At 57.4% G+C, this 15,975-nt stretch carries 16 protein-coding genes; all 16 read left to right on the forward strand.

All coding sequences use genetic code 11. The annotated features are described in order from the left end of the window. Nucleotides 1-149 precede the first annotated feature (149 nt). On the forward strand, nt 150-2,042 hold the full coding sequence (mnmG, locus tag AB4N82_RS09880; protein WP_095185320.1) for a tRNA uridine-5-carboxymethylaminomethyl(34) synthesis enzyme MnmG: 1,893 nt from the start codon (nt 150-152) through the stop codon (nt 2,040-2,042). Beyond that, nucleotides 2,039-2,683, forward strand: a complete 645-nt coding sequence (rsmG, locus tag AB4N82_RS09885) for a 16S rRNA (guanine(527)-N(7))-methyltransferase RsmG (RefSeq protein WP_460104865.1) — start codon at nt 2,039-2,041, stop codon at nt 2,681-2,683. The genes mnmG and rsmG overlap by 4 nt, the downstream gene beginning before the upstream one ends. Nucleotides 2,684-2,701: 18 nt before the next feature. Beyond that, the gene (locus AB4N82_RS09890; protein WP_032885161.1) at nt 2,702-3,499 is read left to right on the forward strand and encodes a ParA family protein; all 798 of its coding nucleotides are present in this window, start codon (nt 2,702-2,704) and stop codon (nt 3,497-3,499) included. Between the two features lie 9 nt (nt 3,500-3,508). Beyond that, entirely contained in the window at nt 3,509-4,381 is an 873-nt protein-coding gene (locus AB4N82_RS09895; protein WP_016970690.1) for a ParB/RepB/Spo0J family partition protein, read from the forward strand. A 148-nt stretch (nt 4,382-4,529) separates the two neighbouring features. Beyond that, nucleotides 4,530-4,937 (forward strand): F0F1 ATP synthase subunit I, encoded by a 408-nt coding sequence (locus tag AB4N82_RS09900; RefSeq protein WP_010565865.1) that lies wholly within the window; start codon nt 4,530-4,532, stop codon nt 4,935-4,937. A gap of 16 nt (nt 4,938-4,953) precedes the next feature. Continuing rightward, nucleotides 4,954-5,823 carry a F0F1 ATP synthase subunit A gene (gene atpB / locus AB4N82_RS09905; RefSeq protein ID WP_017736231.1) on the forward strand — a complete coding sequence of 290 codons (870 nt, stop codon included), beginning with the start codon at nt 4,954-4,956 and terminating at the stop codon, nt 5,821-5,823. Between the two features lie 133 nt (nt 5,824-5,956). Continuing rightward, nucleotides 5,957-6,214 (forward strand): F0F1 ATP synthase subunit C, encoded by a 258-nt coding sequence (gene atpE / locus AB4N82_RS09910; protein ID WP_002555987.1) that lies wholly within the window; start codon nt 5,957-5,959, stop codon nt 6,212-6,214. 56 nt (nt 6,215-6,270) lie between these two features. Beyond that, nucleotides 6,271-6,741 (forward strand): F0F1 ATP synthase subunit B, encoded by a 471-nt coding sequence (locus AB4N82_RS09915; protein WP_008439543.1) that lies wholly within the window; start codon nt 6,271-6,273, stop codon nt 6,739-6,741. A gap of 12 nt (nt 6,742-6,753) precedes the next feature. Continuing rightward, the gene (locus tag AB4N82_RS09920) at nt 6,754-7,290 is read left to right on the forward strand and encodes a F0F1 ATP synthase subunit delta (RefSeq protein ID WP_032885165.1); all 537 of its coding nucleotides are present in this window, start codon (nt 6,754-6,756) and stop codon (nt 7,288-7,290) included. Nucleotides 7,291-7,311: 21 nt separating this feature from the next. Further along, entirely contained in the window at nt 7,312-8,856 is a 1,545-nt protein-coding gene (gene atpA / locus AB4N82_RS09925) for a F0F1 ATP synthase subunit alpha (protein ID WP_003177064.1), read from the forward strand. A gap of 50 nt (nt 8,857-8,906) precedes the next feature. Beyond that, on the forward strand, nt 8,907-9,767 hold the full coding sequence (atpG, locus tag AB4N82_RS09930) for a F0F1 ATP synthase subunit gamma (RefSeq protein WP_122764011.1): 861 nt from the start codon (nt 8,907-8,909) through the stop codon (nt 9,765-9,767). A 27-nt stretch (nt 9,768-9,794) separates the two neighbouring features. Next, on the forward strand, nt 9,795-11,171 hold the full coding sequence (gene atpD, locus AB4N82_RS09935) for a F0F1 ATP synthase subunit beta (RefSeq protein ID WP_003177062.1): 1,377 nt from the start codon (nt 9,795-9,797) through the stop codon (nt 11,169-11,171). Nucleotides 11,172-11,215: 44 nt separating this feature from the next. After that, nucleotides 11,216-11,632: a F0F1 ATP synthase subunit epsilon gene (locus tag AB4N82_RS09940; RefSeq protein ID WP_032885166.1), complete on the forward strand. Its 417-nt coding sequence runs from the start codon at nt 11,216-11,218 to the stop codon at nt 11,630-11,632. Between the two features lie 122 nt (nt 11,633-11,754). Next, a complete protein-coding gene (glmU, locus tag AB4N82_RS09945) occupies nt 11,755-13,122 on the forward strand; it encodes a bifunctional UDP-N-acetylglucosamine diphosphorylase/glucosamine-1-phosphate N-acetyltransferase GlmU (RefSeq protein ID WP_032885167.1) in 1,368 nt (455 codons plus the stop codon). A gap of 228 nt (nt 13,123-13,350) precedes the next feature. After that, entirely contained in the window at nt 13,351-14,118 is a 768-nt protein-coding gene (locus AB4N82_RS09950) for a DeoR/GlpR family DNA-binding transcription regulator (protein WP_024078249.1), read from the forward strand. Between the two features lie 10 nt (nt 14,119-14,128). Further along, nucleotides 14,129-15,961 (forward strand): glutamine--fructose-6-phosphate transaminase (isomerizing), encoded by a 1,833-nt coding sequence (gene glmS / locus AB4N82_RS09955; protein ID WP_032885169.1) that lies wholly within the window; start codon nt 14,129-14,131, stop codon nt 15,959-15,961. Nucleotides 15,962-15,975: the final 14 nt, after the last annotated feature.

Here is a 15,975-nt window from a genome sequence, read left to right on the forward strand (position 1 = left end):
CTATTGTCTGTGATTCATCCACAGCTGGTTAAATTTTGTGCAAAGGGTTCTTTAGGAAGGGCTAAGTCCCTATACTTGCCGCCAAAGCTCTAAAACCAGTTCAATCAATCAATTCCTAATTACCTACTTAAGCAGGCACGAGGTGCGTGGTGGATTTCCCTTCCCGTTTTGAAGTGATCGTCATCGGCGGCGGTCATGCCGGTACCGAGGCAGCACTGGCGTCAGCACGCATGGGCGTAAAAACCCTGTTGCTCACGCACAACGTGGAAACCCTCGGTGCAATGAGTTGCAACCCCGCCATTGGTGGTATCGGCAAAAGCCATCTGGTCAAGGAAATCGACGCCCTTGGCGGCGTAATGGCCATGGCAACCGATAAGGGTGGTATTCAATTTCGCGTTCTCAACAGCCGCAAAGGCCCGGCAGTGCGCGCCACTCGGGCACAAGCTGACCGCATTCTGTACAAGGCTGCTGTACGTGAAACCCTGGAAAACCAGCCGAACCTGTGGATATTTCAACAAGCAGCGGATGACCTGATCGTCGAACAAGACGTGGTGAAGGGCGTTGTCACCCAAATGGGTCTGCGCTTCTTCGCAGAATCTGTGGTTTTGACCACCGGAACCTTCCTTGGCGGACTTATCCACATCGGAATGCAGAATTATTCCGGTGGCCGTGCCGGTGATCCTCCGTCGATTGCCTTGGCAAAACGCCTGCGTGAATTGCCGCTGCGTGTCGGTCGCCTGAAAACCGGAACCCCGCCGCGTATCGACGGGCGTTCTGTGGATTTCTCGTTGATGACTGAGCAAGCGGGCGATACGCCGATCCCGGTGATGTCGTTCATGGGTTCCAAGGAGCAACACCCCAAACAGGTGAGTTGCTGGATTACCCACACCAATGCCCGAACTCACGAGATCATTGCCGCGAACCTCGACCGTTCGCCGATGTATTCCGGTGTGATCGAGGGGATTGGCCCGCGCTATTGCCCATCGATCGAAGACAAGATCCACCGCTTTGCCGACAAGGAGAGCCATCAGGTCTTCATCGAACCCGAAGGCCTGACTACTCACGAGCTGTACCCGAACGGGATATCTACTTCCCTGCCGTTCGACGTGCAAATCCAGATCGTGCAATCGATTCGCGGCATGGAAAACGCACATATCGTGCGACCTGGCTATGCCATCGAGTATGACTACTTCGATCCTCGTGATCTGAAGTACAGCCTGGAGACCAAAGTGATCGGCGGGCTGTTCTTCGCCGGCCAAATCAATGGCACAACCGGTTACGAAGAAGCCGGCGCCCAAGGTTTGCTGGCCGGGACCAACGCCGCATTGCGTGCACAAGGCAAAGACAGTTGGTGCCCGCGTCGCGATGAAGCGTACATCGGTGTGTTGGTGGACGACCTGATTACCCTGGGTACCCAGGAACCGTACCGGATGTTCACTTCCCGGGCGGAATACCGTCTGATCCTGCGCGAAGACAACGCCGACCTGCGGCTGACCGAAAAAGGCCGCGAACTGGGGCTGGTCGATGACGTGCGCTGGGAAGCCTTCTGCAAAAAACGTGAAAGCATTGCGTTGGAAGAGCAGCGCCTGAAAGGCACTTGGGTTCGCCCCGGTACCGAACAAGGTGATGCAATTGCCGAGAAATTCGGCACGCCGCTGACTCACGAGTACAACTTGCTGAACCTGCTGTCACGTCCGGAAATCGACTACGCTGGCTTGGTCGAAGTGACGGGCGGCGGCGCAGAAGATCCACAGGTTGCCGAGCAGGTCGAAATCAAGACGAAGTACGCCGGTTACATTGACCGCCAGCAGGACGAGATTGCTCGTCTGCGCGCCAGTGAAGACACCAAGCTGCCTGTGGATATCGACTACACCGGGATTTCCGGGCTTTCGAAAGAAATTCAGAGCAAGCTGGGGATAACTCGACCAGAAACCCTGGGCCAGGCTTCACGTATTCCCGGCGTCACCCCGGCAGCAATTTCGCTGTTGATGATTCATTTGAAAAAACGCGGCGCGGGCCGTCAGTTGGAGCAAAGCGCTTGAGTTCGTTGGTCACCCTGCAACACGCCGAAGAGTTATCCACAGGTGCACGCCAATTGGGCGTCGATCTGACGTCCGCCCAGCAAGAGTTGCTGTTGGGCTACCTAGCCCTGTTGATCAAATGGAACAAGGCTTACAACCTCACGGCAGTGCGCAATCCCGATGAGATGGTGTCCCGGCATTTGCTCGACAGCTTGAGCGTGATGCCATTTATTCAAAACGGTCGCTGGTTGGATGTGGGCAGTGGCGGCGGCATGCCAGGTATCCCTTTGGCCATCCTGTTTCCCGAGTCCCAAGTGACCTGCCTGGACAGCAATGGCAAGAAAACCCGCTTCCTGACCCAGGTCAAACTCGAACTCAAGCTGGATAACCTTCACGTTATCCACAGCCGTGTCGAAGAATTCACGCCTGAACTGCCTTTCAACGGAATTGTTTCCCGGGCGTTCAGCAGCATGGAGAACTTCAGCAACTGGACACGCCACCTGGGTGACCGCGATACCCGCTGGCTGGCAATGAAGGGCGTCCATCCGAGTGATGAGCTGTTAGCATTGCCGGCAGACTTCCACCTCGATAGCGAACACGCCTTGGCCGTACCCGGTTGCCAAGGCCAACGCCATCTGCTGATACTGCGCCGCACGGCATGATTGGGAACACAAGCAAGAATGGCTAAGGTATTCGCGATAGCGAACCAGAAAGGTGGCGTGGGCAAAACCACCACCTGCATCAACCTCGCAGCATCCTTGGTCGCTACCAAGCGACGGGTGCTGTTGATCGATCTCGATCCACAGGGCAACGCCACCATGGGTAGCGGTGTGGATAAACACGGCCTGGAAAACTCGGTCTACGACTTGCTGATCGGCGAGTGTGACCTGGCCCAGGCCATGCACTATTCCGAGCATGGCGGTTATCAATTGCTGCCGGCCAACCGCGATCTGACTGCGGCGGAAGTGGTGTTGCTGGAAATGCAGATGAAAGAAAGCCGTCTGCGCAGCGCCTTGGCGCCGATCCGCGAGAACTATGATTACATTTTGATCGATTGCCCACCGTCGCTGTCGATGCTGACGCTCAATGCGTTGGTGGCTGCCGATGGGGTGATTATCCCCATGCAGTGTGAGTACTACGCACTGGAAGGTTTGAGCGACCTTGTGGATAACATCAAGCGTATCGCCGAATTGCTCAACCCAAACCTGCAGATCGAAGGCCTGCTGCGGACCATGTTCGATCCGCGCCTGAGCCTGATGAATGATGTGTCGGCACAGCTCAAGGAACACTTCGGCGAGCAGCTTTACGACACCGTGATTCCGCGCAATATCCGTTTGGCCGAAGCGCCAAGCTATGGCATGCCTGCGTTGGCGTATGACAAATCGTCCCGTGGCGCCATCGCCTACCTGGCTCTGGCTGGCGAGATGGTTCGCCGCCAACGCCGCAACTCCCGCACCGCTGCAGCCCAGCCAACTTAAGGAATCCCCATGGCCGTCAAGAAACGAGGTCTCGGACGTGGACTGGATGCACTGTTGAGTGGTCCGACCGTCACATCGCTTGAAGAACAAGCGGTGCAGGCCGACGAGCGCGAGCTGCAGCACCTGCCTCTGGACTTGATCCAGCGCGGCAAATACCAGCCACGCCGTGACATGGATCCCCAGGCGTTGGAGGAACTGGCCAATTCGATCAAAGCTCAAGGCGTGATGCAGCCGATCGTGGTGCGCCCGATTGGTGGCGGTCGTTTTGAAATCATCGCCGGTGAACGCCGCTGGCGCGCCAGTCAGCAGGCCGGCAAAGAGACCATTCCCGCGATGGTGCGTGATGTGCCTGATGAAACGGCGATCGCCATGGCGTTGATCGAGAATATTCAGCGCGAAGACCTCAATCCGATCGAAGAAGCGATCGCCTTGCAGCGCCTGCAGCAGGAATTCCAGCTGACGCAGCAGCAAGTGGCCGAAGCGGTGGGTAAGTCCCGCGTCACCGTGTCCAACTTGCTGCGCCTGATCGCTTTGCCGGAAGTCATCAAGACCATGTTGTCCCATGGCGATCTGGAAATGGGCCACGCCCGTGCTTTGCTCGGTTTGCCGGAAAATCAACAGGTTGAAGGGGCGCGACACGTTGTCGCACGAGGGCTTACCGTTCGTCAGACTGAGGCCCTGGTTCGCCAGTGGCTGAGCGGCAAACCTGCACCGGTCGAAACGGCCAAACCTGATCCGGATATCGCGCGTCTCGAGCAGCGCCTGGCCGAGCGCCTGGGCTCTGCGGTACAAATTCGCCACGGCAAGAAAGGCAAAGGGCAATTGGTCATCGGATATAACTCCCTTGATGAGCTTCAGGGTGTCCTTGCCCACATCCGCTGAAACATTTGCTTATGTAGCGTGTGATCGGAAATCACTACCCGGCAGTTGAATAGGGGCAGAACCGCCCCTATACTCTGCGCGCATTTTGTCGGCACAAATTATGCCAAGTTATTGATTTCCGGCAGCCGACTATTGAGGAGCAAGAGTGATGGAAACCCGCACGCCAAACACGTTGCCCTTCCATCGCTTGGCTGTTTTTCCGGTTTTATTGGCTCAATTTGTCATTTTGCTAATCGCCGCATTGGCGCTTTGGTACTGGCATGGAGTCGTAGCCGGATATTCGGGACTTTGCGGAGGCCTGATAGCCTTGCTGCCCAATATGTATTTTGCTCACAGGGCCTTTCGGTTTTCCGGCGCCCGAGCAGCCCAGGCTATCGTCCGGTCTTTTTATGCCGGCGAGGCGGGGAAACTGATTTTGACGGCAGTGCTGTTTGCACTGACCTTTGCAGGTGTGAAGCCATTGGCGCCGCTGGCTGTATTCGGCGTCTTCGTGTTGACCCAACTGGTCAGCTGGTTCGCTCCCCTGCTAATGAAAACAAGACTTTCGAAACCTTAGGGCGTTTGAGGCAACCATGGCAGAAACAACCGCTTCGGGCTATATCCAGCACCACTTGCAGAACTTGACCTTCGGTCAGCTTCCCAACGGCGGCTGGGGCTTTGCCCACTCCGCAGCAGAAGCCAAAGAAATGGGCTTCTGGGCTTTCCACCTGGATACTCTGGGCTGGTCGGTCGCTTTGGGTCTGATCTTCGTCCTAATTTTCCGCATGGCGGCGAAGAAGGCGACTTCCGGTCAGCCAGGTGCTTTGCAGAACTTCGTTGAAGTATTGGTCGAATTCGTCGATGGCAGCGTGAAAGACAGCTTCCATGGCCGTAGCCCGGTGATTGCACCGTTGGCACTGACCATCTTCGTCTGGGTGTTCCTGATGAACGCCGTCGACTTGATCCCGGTTGACTGGATTCCTCAGTTGGCCATGGCGATTTCCGGCGACCCGCATATTCCATTCCGTGCCGTATCGACCACTGACCCGAACGCTACCCTGGGCATGGCCCTGTCGGTATTCGCGCTGATCATTTTCTACAGCATCAAGATCAAGGGCATCGGCGGCTTCATCGGCGAATTGACCCTGCACCCGTTCGGCAGCAAGAACATCTTTGTTCAAGCCCTGCTGATCCCGGTGAACTTCCTGCTGGAATTCGTGACCCTGATCGCCAAGCCGATCTCCCTGGCCCTGCGACTGTTCGGCAACATGTATGCCGGCGAGCTGGTGTTCATTCTGATCGCTGTGATGTTCGGCAGCGGCCTGCTCTGGCTTAGCGGCCTGGGCATTGTTCTGCAGTGGGCGTGGGCTGTGTTCCACATCCTGATCATCACCCTGCAGGCCTTCATCTTCATGATGCTGACCATCGTCTACCTGTCGATGGCGCACGAAGAGAACCATTAAGACCAGTCTCGACTAGTCTGATGTCCTTCCCGGTGAAACGGGAAGGTGGCCCACCAGGGCTATGAAACGATTTGTTTTACCGCTTTAAAATCTAAAAAACCTAAACCATACGACGTAAAAGTCGGGAGGAAAGATGGAAACTGTAGTTGGTCTAACCGCTATCGCTGTTGCACTGTTGATCGGCCTGGGCGCCCTGGGTACTGCCATTGGTTTCGGCCTGCTGGGCGGCAAATTCCTGGAAGGCGCAGCGCGTCAGCCAGAAATGGTTCCAATGCTGCAAGTTAAAATGTTCATCGTCGCCGGCCTGCTCGACGCCGTGACCATGATCGGTGTTGGTATCGCTCTGTTCTTCACCTTCGCGAACCCTTTCGTTGGTCAACTCGCCGGTTAATCACTCGTCTTTTCGAGTGATTGGTGTGTTGTGCAACGAATGAGCGAGGTATTGGCGTGAACATTAATGCAACCATTATTGGTCAGTCCTTAGCGTTCTTGATTTTTGTCGTTTTCTGCATGAAGTTCGTATGGCCTCCGGTCATCGCAGCTCTGCACGAACGTCAGAAGAAGATCGCGGATGGACTGGACGCTGCAGCACGAGCAGCTCGCGACCTGGAGTTGGCCCAAGATAAAGCGGGTCAACAACTGCGCGAAGCGAAAGCTCAAGCAGCCGAAATCATTGAGCAAGCCAAGAAACGCGGTAACCAGATCGTTGAAGAGGCTGTTGAAAAAGCCCGTATCGACGCTGACCGTGTGAAGGTTCAGGCTCAGGCCGAGATCGAGCAGGAACTGAACGGTGTCAAAGACGCGTTGCGTGCCCAACTGGGTGCTCTGGCCGTCGGCGGTGCTGAGAAGATCCTGGGTGCCACAATCGATCAAAACGCGCACGCGGAGCTGGTTAACAAACTGGCTGCTGAAATTTAAGCGAGGGCGATCATGGCAGAATTGACCACGTTGGCCCGACCTTACGCTAAGGCAGCCTTCGAGCACGCCCAGGCCCACCAGCAGCTGGCCTCTTGGTCAGCCATGCTCGGCCTGGCTGCAGCAGTGTCGCAAGACGACACCATGCAGCGCGTGCTCAAGGCCCCGCGACTGACGAGCGCAGACAAGGCCGCCACTTTTATTGAAGTGTGCGGCGACAAGTTTGATGTGAAAGTGCAGAACTTCTTGCACGTCGTTGCCGAAAACGACCGTCTCCTGCTTCTGCCGGAGATTGCCGCTCTGTTCGACCTGTACAAGGCCGAGCAAGAGAAATCGGTAGACGTTGAAGTCACCAGTGCTTTTGCATTGAACCAAGAACAGCAAGACAAACTCGCCAAGGTTCTCAGTGCACGACTCGACCGGGAAGTGCGCCTGCAAGTTGCGGAGGATGCCACCCTTATTGGTGGTGTCATCATTCGCGCCGGCGACCTGGTTATCGATGGCTCGATTCGCGGCAAACTCGCGAATCTTGCCGAAGCATTGAAATCTTGAGTTTGAAGGGGCAGCAGAGCAATGCAGCAACTCAATCCTTCCGAAATAAGTGAAATTATCAAGGGCCGCATCGACAAGCTCGATGTGACCTCCCAAGCCCGTAACGAAGGCACTGTCGTCAGCGTATCTGACGGCATCGTGCGGATTCACGGTCTGGCCGACGTTATGTACGGCGAGATGATCGAGTTTCCGGGCGGCGTCTACGGTATGGCCCTCAACCTGGAGCAAGACTCCGTAGGTGCCGTGGTATTGGGCGCATACACCAGTCTGGCTGAAGGCATGAGCGCCAAGTGCACAGGCCGCATCCTGGAAGTTCCGGTTGGTAAGGAACTGCTGGGTCGCGTAGTCGACGCACTGGGTAACCCTGTTGACGGTAAAGGTCCACTGGGCAACACCGAGACCGACGCGGTCGAGAAAGTTGCTCCAGGCGTGATCTGGCGTAAGTCGGTAGACCAGCCTGTACAGACTGGCTACAAGGCTGTCGATGCCATGATCCCTGTCGGCCGTGGCCAGCGTGAGCTGATCATCGGTGACCGTCAGATCGGTAAAACCGCTCTGGCAATCGACGCGATCATCAACCAGAAGAACAGCGGCATTTTCTGCGTCTACGTAGCTATTGGTCAGAAGCAATCGACCATCGCCAACGTGGTTCGCAAGCTGGAAGAAAACGGCGCCCTGGCCAACACGATCATCGTGGCTGCCAGTGCTTCGGAATCTCCTGCGCTGCAATTCCTGGCACCGTACTCCGGTTGCACCATGGGTGAATTCTTCCGCGACCGCGGTGAAGACGCGCTGATCGTTTATGACGATCTGTCCAAGCAAGCAGTGGCTTACCGCCAGATTTCCCTGCTGCTGCGCCGTCCACCAGGCCGTGAAGCTTACCCAGGCGACGTGTTCTATCTCCACTCCCGTCTGCTGGAGCGTGCATCCCGCGTTTCCGAAGAGTACGTAGAGAAGTTCACCAACGGCGCAGTGACCGGCAAAACCGGCTCCCTGACCGCTCTGCCGATCATCGAAACCCAGGCTGGCGACGTTTCCGCGTTCGTTCCGACCAACGTGATTTCCATCACCGACGGTCAGATCTTCCTGGAATCGGCCATGTTCAACTCGGGCATCCGCCCTGCAGTGAACGCCGGTGTTTCGGTATCCCGTGTGGGTGGTGCCGCTCAGACCAAGATCATCAAGAAGCTCTCCGGTGGTATCCGTACCGCTCTGGCTCAGTACCGTGAATTGGCGGCATTCGCCCAGTTCGCTTCTGACCTGGACGAAGCGACCCGTAAGCAACTTGAGCATGGTCAGCGCGTTACCGAGCTGATGAAGCAGAAGCAATACGCCCCAATGTCGATCGCTGACATGGCGTTGTCGCTGTATGCCGCTGAGCGTGGGTTCCTGACCGACGTTGAAATCGCCAAGGTCGGCAGCTTTGAACAAGCGCTGATTGCTTACTTCAACCGCGATCACGCCGAATTGATGGCGAAGATCAACGTGAAGGGTGACTTCAATGACGATATCGACGCTGGCATGAAAGCCGGTATCGAGAAGTTCAAGGCCACCCAAACCTGGTAAGCCGCAGCGGGAGCCGCAAGGCTCCCGCTTGCTAACCTGATAGGTGTTACATGGCAGGCGCAAAAGAGATTCGCAGTAAGATTGCGAGCATCAAAAGCACGCAAAAAATTACCAGCGCCATGGAAAAAGTGGCGGTAAGCAAAATGCGCAAGGCACAAATGCGCATGGCTGCTAGCCGTCCTTATGCGGAGCGTATCCGCCAGGTAATTGGGCATCTGGCCAACGCCAACCCGGAATACAGCCACCCGTTCATGATCGACCGCGAAGTTAAGCGTGTGGGTTATGTGGTAGTGAGCAGTGACCGTGGTTTGTGCGGTGGTTTGAATACCAACCTGTTCAAGGCCCTGGTCAAGGACATGGCGGTAAACCGCGAAAACGGCGTCGAGATCGATCTGTGTGTTGTTGGTAGCAAGGGTGCGGCCTTTTTCCGTAACTTCGGCGGTAACGTCGTTGCAGCTATCAGCCACCTGGGTGAAGAGCCGTCGATCAATGATTTGATCGGCAGTGTGAAGGTGATGCTGGATGCGTACCTGGAAGGCCGGATTGACCGCCTCTCCGTGGTATCCAACAAGTTCATCAACACCATGACCCAGCAGCCAACCGTGGAGCAATTGATTCCACTGGTGGCGACTCCGGATCAGGAACTCAAGCACCACTGGGACTACCTCTACGAACCAGACGCCAAAGAGCTGCTTGACGGCTTGATGGTGCGCTACGTGGAGTCGCAGGTGTACCAGGCGGTGGTCGAGAACAACGCAGCTGAACAAGCGGCGCGGATGATCGCGATGAAAAACGCTACCGATAACGCCGGTGATCTGATCAGCGATTTGCAGCTGATCTACAACAAGGCGCGTCAGGCTGCGATCACCCAAGAGATCTCGGAAATCGTCGGCGGCGCTGCCGCGGTTTAACGGTTCAAATATTCAGAGGATCCAGCTATGAGTAGCGGACGTATCGTTCAAATCATCGGCGCCGTTATCGACGTGGAATTTCCACGCGACAGCGTACCGAGCATCTACAACGCGCTGAAAGTACAAGGCGCGGAAACTACTCTGGAAGTTCAGCAGCAGCTGGGCGACGGCGTAGTTCGTACCATTGCGATGGGTTCCACCGAAGGCTTGAAGCGCGGTCTGGACGTAATCGACTCTGGCGCAGCCATCTCCGTACCGGTCGGTAAAGCGACTCTGGGCCGGATCATGGACGTACTGGGCAACCCGATTGACGAAGCTGGTCCGATCGACACCGAAGAGCGCTGGGGCATTCACCGTCCAGCACCTTCGTTCGCGGAACAAGCTGGCGGCAACGACCTGCTGGAAACCGGCATCAAGGTTATCGACCTGGTTTGCCCGTTCGCCAAAGGCGGTAAAGTCGGTCTGTTCGGTGGTGCCGGTGTAGGCAAGACCGTAAACATGATGGAACTGATCCGTAACATCGCCATCGAGCACAGCGGTTATTCCGTGTTCGCCGGTGTGGGTGAGCGTACTCGTGAGGGTAACGACTTCTACCACGAGATGAAGGACTCCAACGTTCTGGACAAAGTGGCACTGGTTTACGGTCAGATGAACGAGCCGCCGGGAAACCGTCTGCGCGTAGCACTGACTGGCCTGACCATGGCCGAGAAGTTCCGTGACGAAGGTAACGACGTTCTGCTGTTCGTCGACAACATCTACCGTTACACCCTGGCCGGTACTGAAGTATCCGCACTGCTGGGCCGTATGCCTTCCGCAGTAGGTTACCAGCCGACCCTGGCTGAAGAGATGGGCGTTCTGCAAGAACGTATCACTTCGACCAAGGAAGGTTCGATCACTTCGATCCAAGCGGTATACGTACCTGCGGATGACTTGACCGACCCATCGCCTGCGACCACCTTCGCCCACTTGGACGCCACCGTCGTTCTGTCCCGTGACATCGCTTCCCTGGGTATCTACCCAGCGGTCGATCCACTCGACTCGACTTCGCGCCAGCTGGACCCGAACGTGATCGGCCAGGAGCACTACGACACCGCTCGCGGCGTTCAGTACGTGCTGCAGCGTTACAAAGAACTGAAGGACATCATTGCGATCCTGGGTATGGACGAGCTGTCGGAAGCCGACAAGCAGTTGGTAAACCGTGCTCGTAAGATCCAGCGCTTCTTGTCGCAGCCGTTCTTCGTGGCTGAAGTCTTCACCGGTGCTTCGGGTAAATACGTTTCCCTGAAAGACACCATTGCTGGCTTCAAAGGCATCCTCAACGGTGACTACGACCACCTGCCAGAACAAGCGTTCTACATGGTCGGCGGCATCGAAGAAGCGATCGAGAAAGCCAAGAAACTGTAATCCAGGCGCCCGGAAACGGGCGCTCATCAGGTTGAGGCAATCAGATGGCTATGACAGTCCATTGCGATATCGTCAGCGCGGAAGGAGAAATCTTCTCCGGTCTGGTAGAAATGGTGATTGCACACGGCGAACTCGGTGACCTGGGTATTGCCATGGGCCACGCGCCGTTGATCACCAGCTTGAAGCCAGGTCCGATCACTCTGACCAAGCAAGGCGGGGAACGTGAGGTGTTTTACATCTCCGGTGGTTTCCTTGAGGTTCAGCCGAACATGGTCAAGGTACTTGCCGACACCGTGCAACGTGCTGGCGATCTGGATGAAGCCTCCGCTCAGGAAGCCGTCAAGGCTGCTGAGAAGGCCCTGAACGAAAAGGGTGCGGACTTCGACTACAGCGCTGCTGCTGTACGTCTGGCCGAGGCTGCAGCTCAGCTGCGCACGCTCCAGCAGATCCGCAAGAAGTAAGCGGCTACGCCGTGATGCTTATGCGCGATTGATTAAAAAGGGTAGCCTCGGCTACCCTTTTTCTTTTTTAGCAAAACACATCTTTGGTCTGAAGCCGGACCGTCTAGGATTGGTAGCCATTCATGTCTCTTGAAATCGTCATTCTCGCCGCAGGCCAGGGCACCCGCATGCGCTCGGCCCTGCCCAAGGTGCTGCACCCGGTGGCCGGCAACTCCATGCTTGGCCATGTTATCCACAGCGCCCGGCAGTTGGACCCACAACGCATCCACGTAGTGATCGGCCACGGTGCCGATGCAGTGCGTGAGCGCTTGGCTGCGGATGACCTGAATTTCGTATTGCAGGACAAACAACTGGGGACCGGCCACGCCACCGCGCAAGCTGTGCCGTTCATTACCGCTGACACCGTGCTGATCCTCTACGGCGACGTGCCGCTGATCGAAGTGGAAACCCTGCAACGCCTGCTTAAGCACGTAGTGCCTGGTCAGATGGGCCTGCTCACCGTGGAGCTGGAAGACCCCACCGGCTACGGACGCATCGTGCGCAATGCCGATGGCAAGGTCGCGGCCATCGTTGAGCACAAGGACGCCAGCGAGGCCCAACGTGCCATCACTGAAGGCAATACCGGTATTCTCGCCGTCCCTGGCAACAAGCTCGCCGACTGGATGAGCCGTCTGTCCAACAACAACGCTCAGGGTGAGTACTACCTCACCGACGTGATTGAGATGGCCGTGAGCGATGGCCTGCTGGTAGCTACCGAGCAGCCCCACGACCCTATGGAAGTGCAGGGCGCCAACGACCGCAAGCAGTTGGCCGAACTGGAGCGTCACTACCAACTGCGAGAAGGTCGCCGCCTGATGGCTGAGGGCGTGACCCTGCGCGACCCTGCGCGTTTTGACGTACGCGGTGAGGTCACCGTGGGGCGCGACGTGCTGATCGACATCAACGTGATCCTCGAAGGTCGCGTAATCATCGAAGACGACGTAGTCATCGGCCCGAACTGCGTGATCAAGGACAGCACCCTGCGCAAGGGCGTGGTGATCAAGGCCAACAGCCATATCGACGGCGCGGTGATGGGCGAGGGCAGCGATGCTGGCCCGTTTGCTCGGTTGCGTCCGGGCACTGTGATGGGGGCCAGGGCGCATGTCGGCAACTTCGTCGAACTGAAAAATGCACGAATGGGCGACGACGCAAAGGCCGGCCACCTGGCCTACCTTGGTGATGCGGTTATCGGTGCTCGCAGCAACATCGGCGCTGGCGCAATCACCTGCAACTACGACGGCGCCAACAAGTACCAGACCACTATTGGCGAGGACGTATTCATTGGCTCGAATAACTCGCTGATTGCGCCAGTGACGATCGGTGATGGTTCGAATACTGCCGCAGGCTCAACCATCAACCAGGATGTGGATAAATCCCAACTGGCCGTAGCTCGGGCCCGCCAACGCAATATCGACGGCTGGAAACGCCCGGTCAAAATCAAAAAGACCTGAGTTATCCACAGCCTCATCAGCAGTGCTATTCAAATGTGGGAGGGGGCTTGTCCCCGATGGCGGATTTTCAGTCAATGTTCTAGTCGACTGATCGACTGCAATCGGGGGCAAGCCCCCTCCCACATTTGGCCTGCGTTGTTTGAAGAATCTGTTCCAGACGCTTGACGATATAGTCCTAATAGGTTTTGATTGCCTTCGTTATCTTTCGAAACGAAACTTATCAATACCATGTCGAAACGAAATACACCCCAACGACGCCACAACATCCTGACCTTGCTCAACGAACAGGGCGAAGTCAGCGTGGACGAATTGGCCAAGCGTTTCGAAACCTCCGAAGTCACTATCCGCAAGGACTTGGCCGCCCTAGAAAGTAACGGCCTGTTGCTGCGCCGCTACGGTGGTGCGATCACCATGCCTCAGGAACTGGTAGGCGATCCTGCCCAACCGATCTCGGCCTACAAGCGTGCGATCGCCCGTGCTGCCGTGATGCGTTTGCGGGAACACGCCCGCATCATCATCGACAGCGGCAGCACCACCGCCGCCATGATCCCGGAACTGGGACACCAGCCCGGACTCGTGGTCATGACCAACTCCCTGCACGTAGCCAGCGCCCTGAGCGAATTGGAACACGAGCCGGTGCTGTTGATGACCGGCGGCACCTGGGACCCGCATTCGGACTCGTTCCAGGGCCAGGTCGCCGAGCAGGTGTTGCGTTCCTACGACTTTGATCAACTGTTCATCGGCGCCGACGGCATCGATCTGCAGCGTGGCACCACCACCTTCAACGAATTACTGGGTCTGAGCCGTGTGATGGCCGAGGTCGCCCGTGAAGTGGTAGTGATGGTCGAATCCGACAAGATCGGCCGCAAGATTCCCAACCTGGAACTGCCCTGGAGCAGCGTCCATACCCTTATCACCGATGATCGCCTGCCGCTTGAGGCCCGCGACCAGATCCAAGCCCGCGGCATTACGCTGATATGCGCGGCAATCATCTAGGAGAAGCAACATGTGTGGAATTGTTGGCGCAGTCGCCGAACGTAACGTTACCGCCATTCTGATCGAAGGCCTCAAGCGCCTTGAATACCGTGGCTACGACAGCGCCGGCGTGGCCGTCTTTACCAACGCCGGCAAGCTTGAGCGCATGCGTCGCCCGGGCAAGGTCAGTGAGTTGGAGCAGGCCCTAGCCGGCGAACCGCTGGTAGGTCGCCTGGGGATTGCCCACACCCGCTGGGCCACTCACGGCGCACCGTGCGAACGCAACGCCCACCCGCACTTCTCCGGTGACCTGGCCGTGGTGCACAACGGCATCATCGAAAACCACGAAGTGCTGCGCGAACAGCTCAAGAGCCTGGGGTACGTGTTCACCTCAGACACCGACACTGAAGTCATCGCCCACCTGCTCAATCACAAGCTCAAGGACCACAGCGACCTGACCACCGCCCTCAAGGCCACGGTCAAGGAACTGCACGGCGCCTATGGCCTGGCCGTCGTCAGTGCCAGCCAACCGGACCGTGTGGTAGCCGCCCGCAGTGGCAGCCCGCTGGTGATCGGCCTGGGCCTGGGCGAGAACTTTCTCGCTTCCGACCAACTGGCCCTGCGTCAGGTCACCGACCGATTCATGTACTTGGAAGAAGGCGATATCGCCGACATACGCCGTGAAAGCGTGGCGATCTGGGACGTTAACGGTAATTCCGTCGAACGCGAAGCTGTGCAATACCGCGACGGCGCCGAAGCGGCCGATAAAGGTGAGTACCGCCATTTCATGCTCAAAGAGATCCACGAGCAACCTGCCGTGGTCCAGCGCACGTTGGAAGGTCGACTGAGTCAGAGCCAAGTGCTGGTCAACGCGTTCGGCCCCCAGGCCGCCGAGCTGTTCGCCAAAGTGCGCAATGTGCAGATCGTCGCTTGTGGCACCAGCTACCACGCCGGCATGGTTGCCCGTTATTGGCTGGAAGACCTGGCTGGCATCCCGTGCCAGGTCGAAGTCGCCAGTGAGTTCCGCTACCGCAAGGTGGTGGTGCAGCCCGATACCCTGTTCGTGACTATCTCCCAGTCCGGCGAAACCGCCGACACCCTGGCCGCGCTGCGCAACGCCAAAGAGTTGGGCTTCCTCGCCAGCCTGGCGATCTGCAACGTCAGTATCAGCTCCTTGGTACGTGAGTCCGACCTGACCCTGCTGACCCAGGCGGGTCGCGAAATCGGCGTAGCTTCCACCAAAGCCTTCACCACCCAACTGGTTGGTTTGTTGCTACTGACCCTGTCCCTGGGCCAAGTGCGAGGCACCCTGGCCGAAGGTGTTGAAGCTACCTTGGTGGAAGAATTGCGCCGCCTGCCGACTCGCCTGGGCGAAGCACTGGCCATGGACAGCGTCGTGGAAAAAGTCGCCGAGCTGTTCGCCGACAAGAACCACACCCTGTTCCTTGGCCGTGGCGCGCAGTACCCGGTGGCGATGGAAGGTGCCCTCAAGCTCAAGGAAATCTCGTACATCCACGCCGAAGCCTACCCGGCCGGCGAGCTGAAACACGGCCCGTTGGCACTAGTGGATGACGACATGCCGGTGGTCACTGTGGCGCCGAACAACGAACTGCTGGAAAAGCTCAAATCCAACCTGCAGGAAGTACGCGCCCGTGGCGGCCAACTGGTGGTATTCGCCGACGAGAAGGCGAGCATGATCAATGGCGAAGGCACCCACGTCATCAACATGCCGCACATCAACGACACCTTGTCGCCGATCCTCTACACCATCCCGCTGCAGCTGCTGTCGTACTACGTGGCCGTGCTCAAGGGCACTGACGTAGACCAGCCGCGTAATTTGGCCAAGTCGGTGACAGTCGAGTAATACCTCGCTCACCT

The organism is Pseudomonas sp. H1_D04 (assembly GCF_054683855.1).

Bases quoted from the DNA above. Each gene is read 5' to 3' on its own strand.
- AB4N82_RS09900 (WP_010565865.1), top strand. From the start codon at position 4,530: ATGGAAACCCGCACGCCAAACACGTTGCCCTTCCATCGCTTGGCTGTT.
- glmU (WP_032885167.1), top strand. From the start codon at position 11,755: ATGTCTCTTGAAATCGTCATTCTCGCCGCAGGCCAGGGCACCCGCATG.
- atpD (WP_003177062.1), top strand. From the start codon at position 9,795: ATGAGTAGCGGACGTATCGTTCAAATCATCGGCGCCGTTATCGACGTG.
- glmS (WP_032885169.1), top strand. From the start codon at position 14,129: ATGTGTGGAATTGTTGGCGCAGTCGCCGAACGTAACGTTACCGCCATT.
- AB4N82_RS09920 (WP_032885165.1), top strand. From the start codon at position 6,754: ATGGCAGAATTGACCACGTTGGCCCGACCTTACGCTAAGGCAGCCTTC.
- atpB (WP_017736231.1), top strand. From the start codon at position 4,954: ATGGCAGAAACAACCGCTTCGGGCTATATCCAGCACCACTTGCAGAAC.
- atpG (WP_122764011.1), top strand. From the start codon at position 8,907: ATGGCAGGCGCAAAAGAGATTCGCAGTAAGATTGCGAGCATCAAAAGC.
- AB4N82_RS09890 (WP_032885161.1), top strand. From the start codon at position 2,702: ATGGCTAAGGTATTCGCGATAGCGAACCAGAAAGGTGGCGTGGGCAAA.
- AB4N82_RS09895 (WP_016970690.1), top strand. From the start codon at position 3,509: ATGGCCGTCAAGAAACGAGGTCTCGGACGTGGACTGGATGCACTGTTG.
- atpA (WP_003177064.1), top strand. From the start codon at position 7,312: ATGCAGCAACTCAATCCTTCCGAAATAAGTGAAATTATCAAGGGCCGC.
- AB4N82_RS09940 (WP_032885166.1), top strand. From the start codon at position 11,216: ATGGCTATGACAGTCCATTGCGATATCGTCAGCGCGGAAGGAGAAATC.
- atpE (WP_002555987.1), top strand. From the start codon at position 5,957: ATGGAAACTGTAGTTGGTCTAACCGCTATCGCTGTTGCACTGTTGATC.
- AB4N82_RS09950 (WP_024078249.1), top strand. From the start codon at position 13,351: ATGTCGAAACGAAATACACCCCAACGACGCCACAACATCCTGACCTTG.